Annotated in this window: 10 protein-coding genes and 1 riboswitch; of the genes, 9 read left to right on the forward strand and 1 reads right to left on the reverse strand. The window is 73.7% G+C overall.

Annotated elements, in window-relative coordinates:
* From rarD to GCU67_RS11205, 5 genes are all read left to right on the forward strand, one after another.
* On the forward strand, window positions 1-798 hold a 798-nt coding region (rarD, locus tag GCU67_RS11185), incomplete at its 5' end, for an EamA family transporter RarD (RefSeq protein ID WP_163611300.1).
* Between the two features lie 120 nt (window positions 799-918).
* Window positions 919-1,290: a DUF3263 domain-containing protein gene (locus tag GCU67_RS11190; RefSeq protein WP_163611301.1), complete on the forward strand. Its 372-nt coding sequence runs from the start codon at window positions 919-921 to the stop codon at window positions 1,288-1,290.
* Between the two features lie 161 nt (window positions 1,291-1,451).
* Entirely contained in the window at window positions 1,452-3,116 is a 1,665-nt protein-coding gene (locus GCU67_RS11195; RefSeq protein ID WP_163611302.1) for a LytR C-terminal domain-containing protein, read from the forward strand.
* Between the two features lie 53 nt (window positions 3,117-3,169).
* On the forward strand, window positions 3,170-6,028 hold the full coding sequence (locus GCU67_RS11200) for an alpha/beta fold hydrolase (protein ID WP_163611303.1): 2,859 nt from the start codon (window positions 3,170-3,172) through the stop codon (window positions 6,026-6,028).
* A 53-nt stretch (window positions 6,029-6,081) separates the two neighbouring features.
* A complete protein-coding gene (locus GCU67_RS11205) occupies window positions 6,082-6,963 on the forward strand; it encodes an ABC transporter permease (protein WP_338104937.1) in 882 nt (293 codons plus the stop codon).
* A gap of 104 nt (window positions 6,964-7,067) precedes the next feature.
* Here GCU67_RS11205 and GCU67_RS11210 read toward each other — a convergent pair whose 3' ends face one another.
* Window positions 7,068-7,889, reverse strand: a complete 822-nt coding sequence (locus GCU67_RS11210) for an HAD hydrolase family protein (protein ID WP_163611305.1) — start codon at window positions 7,887-7,889, stop codon at window positions 7,068-7,070.
* An 81-nt stretch (window positions 7,890-7,970) separates the two neighbouring features.
* Window positions 7,971-8,096: riboswitch (SAM riboswitch) on the forward strand.
* A gap of 12 nt (window positions 8,097-8,108) precedes the next feature.
* Between GCU67_RS11210 and thrC the strand changes: the two genes are divergently transcribed.
* From thrC to GCU67_RS11230, 4 genes are all read left to right on the forward strand, one after another.
* A complete protein-coding gene (gene thrC, locus GCU67_RS11215) occupies window positions 8,109-9,410 on the forward strand; it encodes a threonine synthase (RefSeq protein ID WP_211661199.1) in 1,302 nt (433 codons plus the stop codon).
* 218 nt (window positions 9,411-9,628) lie between these two features.
* Complete coding sequence (locus tag GCU67_RS11220) at window positions 9,629-9,829, forward strand: cold-shock protein (RefSeq protein WP_163611306.1); 201 nt, start codon at window positions 9,629-9,631, stop codon at window positions 9,827-9,829.
* Window positions 9,830-10,081: 252 nt separating this feature from the next.
* A complete protein-coding gene (groL, locus tag GCU67_RS11225) occupies window positions 10,082-11,710 on the forward strand; it encodes a chaperonin GroEL (protein WP_163611307.1) in 1,629 nt (542 codons plus the stop codon).
* Window positions 11,711-12,086: 376 nt separating this feature from the next.
* Window positions 12,087-12,530, forward strand: coding sequence for a hypothetical protein (locus GCU67_RS11230; RefSeq protein WP_163611308.1), 444 nt, complete (start codon window positions 12,087-12,089; stop codon window positions 12,528-12,530).
* Window positions 12,531-12,586: the final 56 nt, after the last annotated feature.

The following is a 12,586-nucleotide window of genomic DNA, read 5'->3' on the forward strand; positions in this document are numbered from 1 at the left end:
CGGATCGTGTGGTCGCTGCTCTTCGTCGGCCTGCTGCTGACCGTGCGGCGAGGCTGGTCGCAGGTGCGCGCCGCCGTCGCCGACCGGCGCACCGGTCTGGTGCTCGCCGCCGCGTCGGTGCTGATCGTCGTCAACTGGACCGTCTACGTCTTCGCGGTGAACGCCGGGCACGTGGTGGAGAGCTCGCTGGGCTACTTCATCCAGCCGCTGTTCAGCGTGCTGCTCGGGGTCGTGGTGTTCGGCGAGCGGTTGCGGCGCCTGCAGTGGGTGGCGGTCGGCCTGGCCGCGGTGGCCGTGGTGGTGCTGACCGTCGACTACGGCCACCCGCCGTGGATCGCGCTGGCGCTGGCCGGCTCCTTCGGGCTCTACGGCCTGATGAAGAAGCTGGTCCGGGTGGAGGCCGTGCCGGGGCTGTTCGTGGAGACGGCGGTGGCGTTCCTGCCGGCCCTCGTGGTGATCGCCGTGCTGCAGGCCCAGGGCTCCGCCGCCTTCGCCCACGAGGGCACCGGCAACGCGCTGCTGATGGCCTTCGCCGGGGTCGCCACGGCGGTCCCGCTGCTGCTGTTCGCCGCCGCGGCCCGCCGCATCCCGCTGTCGACGGTCGGGCTGCTGCAGTACGTCAACCCGCTCATCCAGCTGGCCGTCGGGGTGTTCGTCTTCGACGAGCCGATGCCCCCGGCCCGGCTGGCCGGTTTCGCCATCGTCTGGCTGGCCCTGGCGGTGTTCACCGCCGACACGCTGCGTCAGGCCCGCAGCACCCGGCGTACGGCAGCGCAGGCGGTCCCGGCCACGGTCTGACGCGCGTGCTCCGGTGAGCCCGGACCGGCGGCACGGCGACTACCGTCGACGGTGCCGGCTTCCCCACGGCGCCGCCTCGTCGCGCACGCCCCGGCACCCCCACCGACCGGAGGCACCCCCATGAGCAGCGAACCCGCGCCGGGCGTCCCGTCGCCGGCCGCGCCCGACCCCGCGACGGCACCGGCGGCTGGTGCCGCTGTGACGGATGGGGCAGCAGGGGACGACACGCCGGGTGGTCTGTCGGCTCGTGACCGGGCCGTACTGGCCTTCGAGCGGCAGTGGTGGCGCTTCGCCGGGGCCAAGGACACGGCCATCCGGGAGAGCTTCGGGATGTCCGCAACCCGCTACTACCAGGTGCTCAACGCCCTGATCGACCGTCCGGAGGCCGTCGTCGCCGACCCGCTGCTGGTCCGCCGGCTGCGCCGGATGCGGGCCGCCCGACAGCGTCAGCGCTCCGATCGGGTCCTGGGCAGCGACCGCGGACGGGACTAGCCTCTCTCACCGTGGGGAGGCATCTCGATCCGGTCGGTGACGGCAGTGTGTCGGGCGAGCCTGGAGGGCCGGACCGTCGGCGCCCCGACGACCGCCCGCAGACCGCCCCGGACGCCCTGCTGAACCCGCACCTGCGGGGTGCCGACGTCCGTGGTGCCGCGATGTCCCGCACCCCTGACGAGGACCTGCCGGGCGGCTCCCGTGCCGAGCGCCGCCGCGACGGCCTGCTCCCGCAGAGCGAGGACCCGCTGCTGCGCCGTCCGGCCGACCGGTTCATGGGCCCGCCTCCCGGGGGCGGCCGCCGTCGCTCCGACGCCGAGCCGTTGTCCGCCGGCCGCGACGCCCCGTCCGCAGGCCGCGGACCGTCGTACACCGACCGCGACGGCATGCCCGCCGGCCGTGACGCGATGCCTGCCGGCCGTGACGTGATGTCCGCCGGTCGCGACGCGATGCCGGCTGGTCGTGAGGCGATGTCCTTCGGACGCGATGCCATGCCCGCCGGTCGCGGCGCGACGCCCGCCGGCCGTGACCCGCTGTCCGGGCGCGAGGCCGGGCGCATGCCGGAGCCCCGCCAGTCCCTGCCGGTCTCCGGGCCGATGACCTCCGCGGCCTCCACCGTGCCCCCGCGCGCCTCCGCCCGCCCCGCCCCGCCCCGGGTGGTCCCGGCTCCGGGACCGGCCGCCCGCCGGCCCGAGGGCGACCGCTCCGGGTCGACCGCGGTGCCCCCGCGCCCCTCCGGCATGAGCGGCTGGCCCGCCGCGGCCCCTGCACCGGCGCCCGCGACCCCCGACGTCACCCAGCGCGTCTCCGGCGGCGCCCCCGCCGAGTCGGCCTGGGGTGCCCTGGCTGCCGAGGCAGCAGTGGCTCCGCAGATGGCCTCGCAGTCGGCCCCGCCGCGCGCTCCGCGGACCCCGCCGCGCGCTGCGGGCGCCCGCCCGGCCTCGGCCGACCCCGCCCTGCCGTCCCGTCCGCTGCCCGGCCGCCCTGCCGCCGACCGCCCGGCGTTCGACCGCCCTGCCGCCGGCCGCCCCGCCACCGCCGGCCCCGCCGTCGACCGCCTCCCGACCGGCCGGCCGATGATGGACCGTCCGGACGACGGGCCCGCCACCGACGAGACCGCACTCGTCGCGACGGTCGACGAGACCATGGTCGCCTCCCGCCGCGCGGTCGACGTACCCGTCGGTGGCCGCGCGGCCGCCCGGCTGGAGCGGCAGGCCGCCGAGGCCGCCGCACGCAAGACCGCCGGCCGGCGTACCGCCCCGCCCGCCGCCCCAGCCGGCAGCCGCGGCCCCGGTCGCGAGGACGACGCCCCGCGCGCCCCGCGCCGGGCCGTGCAGGGCGTGCTCGGGGTTGTTGTCATCGCCCTGGTCGTGCTCGGCGTCTGGTCGTTCACCTCGCCGCAGGCGTCGGAGGTCGCCGCGCAGGGGCCGGTGCCCTCCGCGCCCGCGTCGTCCGCCGCGCTGCCGCCGCCGGCCCTGCCGTCGTTGGCTCCGGTGACCTCCGAGATCCCGCCGCCGCCCGCGCCGGTCAAGGCCCCGATCACGGTCCTCAACAGCACGAACGTCACCGGCCTGGCCGGCCGGATCGGCGACGCGTTCACCGCCGGCGGCTGGGAGGTGCTCGGCACCGATGCCTACCCCGGCGACGACATCGCCGCCACGACCGTCTTCTACACCGCGGGCAACGCCGAGCAGGAGCAGGCCGCGCTGCAGCTGGTGGAGCAGTTCGGGGCCGACGTCACCGGGCCGGTCGAGCGGTTCTTCGACGTCCCCGGGGTGGCCGACCCGGGCATCGTCGTCGTCGCCACCGGGAACTGGCGGCCCTGAGCCGTCCGCCCGCCGGCCGGAACGCCGGCGGGGTGTCGTGCGTTGCCGGGAGCGTGCGCACCGCTCCCGGGCCGGCGCGGATCGGCTCGCGCCCCGGCGCCCGGCCGGTGCCGTCCGCCCTGCTCGCCCTCCTGTTCCTGCTCCCCGTCCTGACCGCCGTCCTCGTCGGCACCGCGCCCGCCGCGCGCGCCGCGGAGGAGGTGAGCACCGAGGACGCCCGGGTCCCCTCCGGCTCGGGGGCCGACGCCGTCGAGCTGGACACCACGCTCTACCGGCCCGCCTCCGCCACCGCCGGGTCACCGGCCCCGGCGGTGCTGCTGGCCCACGGGTTCGGCGGCAGCAAGACCTCCGTCGACGCCGACGCCCGTGACCTCGCCGGCCGCGGCTACGTCGTCCTGGCGTGGTCGGCCCGTGGGTTCGGTGCGAGCACCGGGCAGATCGGACTCGACGACCCGCGCTACGAGGTCGCCGACGTCAGCACGCTGCTCGACCTGCTCGCCGCGCGCGACGACGTCGTCCGCGACGCCCCGGGCGACCCGCGGGTCGGGGTGGCCGGTGGCTCCTACGGCGGGGCGCTGTCGCTGCTGGCCGCCGCCTACGACGACCGCGTCGACGCGATCGCCCCGCAGATCACCTGGAACTCCCTCACCACCGCGTTCTTCCCCGACCAGGCCGCCGAGGTCGCCGGTGCCGGCACCCCCGCGGCCACCCCGGGCACCGACGACGTCGGGGTGTTCAAGCGGCTGTGGGCCGGGCTGTTCTTCGGGGTCGGTTCGGTGCCCACCGGCGACGGCCTGCTCGGCGCGCTCGGCGGCGGCGGGAGCGCAGCCGCCGCCCCCGACCTGTCCGGCATCGACCCGCAGCTGCTCACCTGCGGCCGGTTCCGGTCCGACGTGTGCGCCGCGTACCAGTCGGCCGCGGCCACCGGCACCCTCACCCCCGAGATCGCCGCCGTCCTGGACCGCAGCAGCCCGGCCGGGGTGCTCGACCGGATCACCGCCCCGACCCTGCTGGTCCAGGGCACGCAGGACTCGCTGTTCGGGCTCGGCCAGGCCGACGCCAACGCCCGCGGGATCGCCGCGAACGGCACCGACGTGCGGGTGGTCTGGTACGCCGGCGGCCACGACAGCCCGGCCTCGGCCGGGGTCACCGCCGACCTGCGCGACGAGGTCGCCGGCTGGTTCGACCGGTACCTGCGCGACTCCGGCACCGGCACCGGCGGCGGGTTCAGCTACCCCGCGCCCACCGGCCTGGGCTCGGGCCTCGGCCAGGTCCAGGGCGGCTCGCAGACCGTCTCCGCCCCGACCTACCCCGGCCTGGACGGCGGCGACCCGGTGCAGCGCCGGGACGTCGCGGTCACCGGTGGCACCCAGCCGGTCGTGAACCCGGCCGGCGGCAGCCCCGCGGCGCTCACGATCGTGCCGGGCCTGGGCTCGGTCAGCTCCGCCCTGGGTGGCACGACGCTGGAGATCCCCGGCCAGTTCGCCGCCTTCGACAGCGCGCCGCTGACCACCGCCGTCGACGTGGTCGGCGCGTCCACCGTGCGCCTGGCGGTCTCCGCGCCCGGCGGCACCGCGACGATGTTCGCCAAGCTCTACGACGTCGGCCCCGACGGCTCGACGACGCTGCCCGGCGGGCTGGTCGCGCCGCTGGCGCTCACCGGCCTGTCGGCGGACCCGGCGGCGCCCACCGAGGTGGCGGTCACCCTGCCGGCGATCGTCCACCGGTTCGAGGTCGGCCACTCGATGCGCGTCCTGGTCTCCAGCACCGACCAGGCGTTCTCGCTGCCCGTGCAGCCGGCGGTCGCCTCCGTCGCGCTGGCCGACAGGACGACGCTGTCGGTGCCGGAGGTGCCCGGCCAGGTCCAGGCCACCGCCGGCGCCACCCGCTGGTGGGTGCTGCTCGGCGTCCTGGTCCTCCTGGGCCTGCTGGGCTGGCTGGCCGCCGTCCTGATCGGACGCCGCCGGGCCCGGCGGGTGTCGGTGGTCGAGCCGGACGGCGAGGACGTGCCGCTTCGCTTCGAGAACGTCACCAAGGCCTACAAGGACGGGTTCGTCGCCGTGCGCGACCTGTCCTTCGAGGTCCGCCGCGGCCAGGTGCTCGGGCTGCTCGGGCCCAACGGCGCGGGGAAGACCACCTCACTGCGGATGCTGATGGGCCTCATCCGGCCCACCGAGGGGCGGATCTCGATCTTCGGCCACGCCGCCGGCCCGGGCGCCCCCGTGCTGTCCCGGCTGGGCTCCTTCGTCGAGGGCACCGGGCTGCAGCCGCACCTGTCCGGCCGGGACAACCTGACCCTCTACTGGGCCGCCACCGGCCGCCCGCTGGCCGACGCCCACATGGAGGAGGCCATCGAGATCGCCGGGCTGGGCACCGCGCTGGACAAGCGGGTGCGCAGCTACAGCCAGGGCATGCGGCAGCGGGTGGCCATCGCCCAGGCGATGCTCGGCCTGCCCGACCTGCTGGTGCTCGACGAGCCGACCAACGGGTTGGACCCGCCGCAGATCCACGCCATGCGCGAGGTGCTGCAGGACTACGCCCGCACCGGGCGCACGGTCATCGTCTCCAGTCACCTGCTGAGCGAGATCGAGCAGACCTGCAGCCACGTGGTCGTCATGGCCAAGGGGCAGAAGATCGTCCAGGGCACCGTCGAGGAGATCATCGGCGCCGGCGGCTCGGTGCTCGTCGGGCTGGCCGACCCGGCCGACACCGACCGGGCGGTCGCGCTGCTGGGCGGGCTGCCCGGCGCCGGGACCGTCGAGCGGACGTCGGAGGGCCTGGTCGTCGACCTCGGCCCGACCGGCCGCGCCGCCGCCCTGACCGCGCTGGTCGAGGCGGGCATCGCCGTCGACCAGCTCACCCCGCGCCGCCGGCTCGAGGACGCGTTCCTGTCACTGGTGGGGGAGTCATGAACAACGGTTCGTCTCGGGCAGAGCTGACCACGACGGCCCCCGAGAGGGCAGGAGTGGCCACGTCCGCCCTCCCGGTGGCGCCGCAGGCGTCGGGGGCGGCGGCGGGCTTCCGGCCCGAGCGCACCCTGCGGCTGGGCGTCGAGTTGCGGCGTCAGTTCAAGCGCCGCCGCACCCTCGGGGTGTTCGCGCTGATGGCGGCGCTGCCGCTGATCCTGATCGGCGCGCTGGCCCTGGGCGGGGCCGAGGAGGCCGAGGAGAACGCCCGGGTCAACCTGGTCGACGTCGCCACGGCCAGCGGGCTGAACCTCACCCTGTTCACCCTCTTCGCCACCAGCGGGTTCTTCCTGGTCGTGGTGTTCGCGCTGTTCTTCGGCGACACCGTGGCCAGCGAGGCGTCCTGGGGGTCGCTGCGCTACGCGCTGGCCACCCCGGTGCCCCGCGCCCGACTGCTCCGGCAGAAGTGGCTGGCCGCGCTGGTCATGTCGGTGGGCGCGATGCTGACGCTGGTCCTCGTGGCCCTGGTCGCCGGTGGGATCGCCTACGGCTTCGACGCCGTGCAGACCCCGGTCGGCGTCGCGCTGGACCAGGGCACCGGGCTGGTGCGGCTGGCCGGGATGGTCGGGTACCTCGTCGTCCACCTGCTGATCGTCGGCACGCTGGCGTTCTGGATCTCCACGCTGACCGACGCCCCGCTGGCCGCGGTGGGTGGCGCGGTGTTCACCACCGTGGTGTTCGCCGTGCTCGAGGCGGTGGAGCAGCTGGGCGGCATCCGCGACTGGTTCCCCACCGCGTTCGGCTTCGCCTGGACCGACCTGCTGCAGACCCCCGTCGACTCCGGGGACCTGTTCCGCGGCGTCGTCCAGGGGCTGGCGTGGTCGGCGCTGTTCACCGCGCTGGCCTTCCGCCACTTCGCCCGCAAGGACGTCACCTCCTGAGGGTCAGACGGTGATCAGGTCCCCTGATCACCGTCTGACCCCCTGTACCAGCGTTGGTACAGGGGGACAGTCTTTGATCAGGGGACCTGATCCACGCTGCGGGGTCAGAGGCTGGCGCGGACGGCCTGGGCCCAGCCCTCGCCCATGGGGGCCTCGGTCACCGAGACGTTGTCCAGGGCGGCGATCCGCTCGGCCATCCCGGGCACCGCGGCCCCGTTGGCGGTGATGAACAGCCGGTCTACGGCGGCGGCCATCTCCAGGTCGCTGACGCTGTCGCCCACCGCGACGGCGTCGGCCGGGGTCAGTCCGCGGCGGGCGAGGTCCCAGCGGATCGCCTCGCCCTTGCTGATCCCGCGCGGCATCAGGTGGTAGACGTGCGGCGGCAGGCCCTCGGCGGCCAGCGTCATGTCCGGGGTGACCGGCACCTGGCCGTTGTCGTTCATGGTGAGCCAGCCCCAGCCGCGCTCGACCAGCCAGGCGTCGACGGCGACGGTGTCGACGTTGCCGCGCAGCATGGCGTCGGCGGAGTGGGTGGCGTGCCAGGGCGCGTGCCACTCCAGCCGGCCCGGGTGGGCGGCCACGAGCTGCTCCACCACGCCCAGCTCGTCCAGCACGTGGACCGGCTCGCGGCCGGCGTAGCGCTCGGGCAGGTCGCCGGTCAGCAGCTCGCTCGCCAGGCCGCCGTCCCAGGTGACCAGCGAGCCGAGCTCGGCGATCGCGCCGTCGGCGGCGAAGACCCGGGCGGTCTCCATCAGCTGGGTGGCGGTGCGGCCGCTGACCAGGACGAGCGGGACGCCGGACCGGTGCAGCTCCAGCAGCGCATCGGCCGGGACGGACGTCGGCTCGCCGCCGGCCGTCGTCCAGAAGGACCCGTGCGGGCCCACCATCGTGCCGTCGAGGTCGGTGTAGACGATGCGGGTGGCCACCCCGCCATCGTGCAGGACCACCGTCACCGTCCTGTCGGTGCCCGGCCAGGGAGAGCGGCCCGGGTAGAGTCGGCGTCGTTCCACTCATCAAGAGGGGCAGAGGGACACGGCCCGCTGAAGCCCCGGCAACCGCCGTCGCACTCCCGCGACGGAAGGTGCCAATTCCGTCTCGCGCGGCTCGACGGCCCGGCGCGGGGAAGATGAGGAGGTAGTCGTCGCATGACCATGACCGCTCCCGGCTCCGCCCAGGCAGACGTCACCGAGGGTGGGCCGGTCCCGCCGAACCCAGCCCGCGGGCTCGTCTGTCGCAACTGCGGTGCCACCTTCGGCCTGATCGCCGAGCACGCCTGTGCCGAGTGCTTCGGCCCGCTCGAGGTCGACTACGACAAGGACCTGATGCGGGCGGTGACCCGCCAGCAGATCGAGGCCGGCCCGCACAACATCTGGCGCTACGTCGCGCTGCTGCCCGTCGGCCACGACCCGGCCGACCGGGTCACCCTCGACCCGGGCATGACGCCGCTGGTCAAGGCCGACCGGCTCGCCGCCGAGCTCGGCCTCACCGGTGGGCTGTGGGTCAAGGACGACTCGGCCAACCCCACCCACTCCTTCAAGGACCGGGTGGTCAGCCTGGCCGCGACCGCGGCGAAGAACTTCGGCTACGCCAAGATCGCCTGCGCCTCCACCGGCAACCTGGCCAACTCCGTGGCCGCGCACGCCGCCCGGATGGGGCTGCCCTCGTTCGTCTTCGTGCCCAGCGACCTGGAGCCGGGCAAGATCACCCAGTCCGCGGTCTACGGACAGGCGCTGGTCGCCGTCGACGGCAACTACGACGACGTCAACCGGCTCACCAGCGAGCTCGCCGAGACCGACGAGTTCGAGGACACCGCCTTCGTCAACCAGAACGTCCGGCCGTACTACGCCGAGGGTTCCAAGACGATGGGCTACGAGATCGCCGAGCAGCTGGGCTGGCGCATCCCGGCCCAGGTGGTCGTCCCGATGGCGTCGGGCTCGCTGCTCACCAAGGTCGACAAGGCCTGGCGTGAGCTGGTGGCCGCCGGCATCGTCGAGGACACCGGCTGGAAGATCTTCGGTGCCCAGTCGGCCGGCTGCGACCCGATCGCCACGGCCTTCGACAACGGCTGGGACGTCGTCAAGCCGGTCAAGCCCACGGGCATCGCGAAGTCGCTGAACATCGGCAACCCCGCCGACGGCCCCTACGCCCTGGACGCCATCCGGCGCACCGGCGGCTCGGTCGGCCGGGTCGGTGACGACGAGATCGTGCAGGGCATCCGCGACCTCGCCCGCACCACCGGGGTCTTCGCCGAGACCGCCGGCGGGGTCACCGTCGCGGTGCTGCGCCAGCTCGTGGACAAGGGCCTCATCGACCCCGCGCAGGAGGTCGTCGTCCTCAACACCGGTGAGGGCCTCAAGACCCTCGACCCGCTGCTGCCGGTCGTCGGCCCCACGCACCACGTGCAGCCCTCGCTGAAGTCGCTGCGCGAGGCCGGCCTCATCGCCTGAACGCCGCACCTGCCTCCCGGCGTCCGGACGGACGCCGGGAGACAGGTCACCGGCCTGTAGCCCGGTCGGGGGAACCGCGCTCCGGCGCGGTGACCTGGGACACCCTGCTGCTGTACCGTTCCGCGCGGTCAGCGTTCCACGTTCGTGATCACGGGCGAAGAGCGACACCCGGCCCCGCGACTCACCAAGGGGCCGTCCGCACGAACGTGGGAGCACACGTGGCACAGGGCACCGTCAAGTGGTTCAACGCCGAGAAGGGCTTCGGCTTCATCGCCGTCGACGGCGGTCAGGACGTCTTCGTCCACTACTCGTCCATCCAGATGGACGGGTACAAGAGCCTCGAAGAGGGCCAGCGGGTCAGCTTCGAGGTCATCCAGGGTGCCAAGGGCCCCCAGGCGGACGCCGTCCAGAACGCCTGACCCCCGCTCGGCCATGATGCCCGGTCCCCGCACGGGGGCCGGGCCTCGCTGCGTCCGAGAGCACCCCCGTTCTTGCACTCGCCTGGGTCGAGTGCCAGACTCCTTTCTGGCACTCACGCCTGTCGAGTGCCAACCAGGTCGGAACGGTGAGGTACCGGAGCGTGGGCCGCAGGAGCGTCCACAGCGTCGGTGCCGTCCGTCGCGGGCACCGGAGCCGGCCGCGCAGCGATCCACGCTCGGAGGACATCACACATGGCCAAGATGATCGCGTTCAACGAAGAGGCCCGCCGCGGCCTCGAGCGGGGCATGAACCAGCTCGCCGACGCCGTCAAGGTGACGCTCGGCCCCCGTGGCCGCAACGTCGTGCTGGAGAAGAAGTGGGGCGCCCCCACGATCACCAACGACGGTGTCTCCATCGCCAAGGAGATCGAGCTCGAGGACCCGTACGAGAAGATCGGGGCCGAGCTCGTCAAGGAGGTCGCCAAGAAGACCGACGACGTCGCGGGTGACGGCACCACCACCGCCACCGTGCTCGCCCAGGCCCTCGTCCGCGAGGGGCTGCGCAACGTCGCCGCCGGCGCCAACCCGATGGCCCTGAAGAAGGGCATCGAGAAGGCCGTCGCCGCCGTCTCCGAGTACCTGCTGTCCACCGCCAAGGACGTCGAGACCAAGGAGCAGATCGCGGCCACCGCCTCGATCTCCGCCGCGGACCCGGCCATCGGCGAGCTCATCGCCGAGGCGATGGACAAGGTCGGCAAGGAAGGCGTCATCACCGTCGAGGAGAGCAACACCTTCGGCCTCGAGCTCGAGCTCACCGAGGGCATGCGCTTCGACAAGGGTCACCTGTCGGCCTACTTCGTGACCGACACCGACCGCATGGAGACCGTGCTCGACGACCCGTACATCCTGGTCGTCAACTCGAAGATCTCCACGGTCAAGGACCTCCTCCCGCTGCTGGAGAAGGTCATGCAGTCCGGCAAGCCGCTGGCGATCATCGCCGAGGACGTCGAGGGCGAGGCCCTCGCGACCCTGGTCGTCAACAAGATCCGCGGCACCTTCAAGTCGGTCGCCGTCAAGGCCCCCGGCTTCGGTGACCGTCGCAAGGCCATGCTCGCCGACATCGCCATCCTCACCGGTGGCCAGGTCATCAGCGAGGAGGTCGGCCTCAAGCTGGACACCGCCGACCTGTCCCTGCTGGGTCGGGCGCGCAAGTTCGTCACCACCAAGGACGAGACCACGATCATCGAGGGCGCTGGTGACGCCGACCAGATCCAGGGTCGCGTCAACCAGATCCGCGCGGAGATCGAGAAGTCGGACTCCGACTACGACCGCGAGAAGCTGCAGGAGCGGCTGGCCAAGCTGGCCGGCGGCGTCGCGGTGATCAAGGCCGGTGCCGCCACCGAGGTCGAGCTGCGGGAGCGCAAGCACCGCATCGAGGACGCGGTGCGCAACGCCAAGGCCGCCGTCGAGGAGGGCATCGTCGCCGGTGGTGGCGTCGCCCTGGCGCAGGCCCACTCGGTCTTCGCCAAGCTCGAGCTCGAGGGTGACGAGGCGACCGGTGCCAACATCGTGCGCATCGCGCTCGAGGCCCCGCTGAAGCAGATCGCCATCAACGCCGGCCTCGAGGGTGGCGTCGTGGCGGAGAAGGTCCGCAACTCCGAGATCGGCTGGGGCCTCAACGCCGCCACCGGTGAGTACGTGGACCTGATCGCGGCCGGCATCATCGACCCGGCCAAGGTCACCCGCTCGGCCCTGCAGAACGCCGCCTCCATCGCGGCGCTCTTCCTGACCACCGAGGCCGTCATCGCCGACAAGCCGGAGAAGAACGGTCCGCCCATGGGCGGCGGCGAGGGCGGCGGCATGGGCGGCATGGACTTCTGAGTCCACCGCTCGGCGCCCGCTGAGCACTGCACCACCAGCACTGCCCGGCAGGGGCGGTCCGCGCACCACGCGGGCCGCCCCTGTCGGCGTTGGTGGGCAGCGCGCGTGTTGATCAGGGGACAACCGCTCGCCGACACCCCGATGGACGGCGTGTCCTCGAGCCGGAACTCCATGATCAACGTCAACGGGGCCGCTCCTGCCGACGGCCCACGGCGTCCCGTCGCCCCGGGAGTGGGGGCGTGGGGCTCAGGGAGGACGCGGCGACCCCCGCAGGCCCGAGCTCGGTGATCACCTCGAGTTGATGGTGGTCATCGCATCGGGATGACCGCGCTCGACCCGTGCTGATCAACGAGGCCGTTCTCGGTAGCGTGCGGCTGTGTCCGATCTGGAGGGAGCTGTCCGGGTCCTGCGCAGCATCGCTGATGTGATGTCCGACGGAGGCGCGCTGGCCCAGCTGCGCGGGACACTGCATCGGCAGCCTGCCCTGTTCGCCGACCTCCGGCTGCAGACGGAGATCTTCAGCGGGATGCCACCGAGCCTCGGGTTCGACGGTTCCGGTGCAGGTGCCTCGGCCTTTCTGTCTGCGCAGAGAGCCGACGGCGGGCTCGTCGTGTGGACCGTCGAGGTGTGGATCGACACCTGGGCGGGGGAAGGGCAGTGGAGCGCTCTGGTGAAGGCAGAGATTGAGGCGGGCGGGCCATCGGAGGACACGGAGTCCGTTCTCGTCGTCCAGCGCACCGTCCACGACGCAGCGGCTGCTGCACTCGCGGTCCGTGAGTGCGCCGGTCTCATCGCCGCCCACCCGCTGGCTGATCGCTGACCTGCATGGACCGATGTCGCCCTGGCGGGGACAGGTGACAGTCGTCGTGAGTCGAG

This window comes from Modestobacter muralis, from assembly GCF_010682105.1.
Taxonomy (GTDB): domain Bacteria; phylum Actinomycetota; class Actinomycetes; order Mycobacteriales; family Geodermatophilaceae; genus Modestobacter; species Modestobacter muralis.

Excerpts from the sequence above, each read along its gene's own strand:
- groL (WP_163611307.1), top strand. The coding sequence starts at position 10,082 with ATGGCCAAGATGATCGCGTTCAACGAAGAGGCCCGCCGCGGCCTCGAG.
- GCU67_RS11190 (WP_163611301.1), top strand. The coding sequence starts at position 919 with ATGAGCAGCGAACCCGCGCCGGGCGTCCCGTCGCCGGCCGCGCCCGAC.
- GCU67_RS11195 (WP_163611302.1), top strand. The coding sequence starts at position 1,452 with ATGTCCCGCACCCCTGACGAGGACCTGCCGGGCGGCTCCCGTGCCGAG.
- thrC (WP_211661199.1), top strand. The coding sequence starts at position 8,109 with ATGACCATGACCGCTCCCGGCTCCGCCCAGGCAGACGTCACCGAGGGT.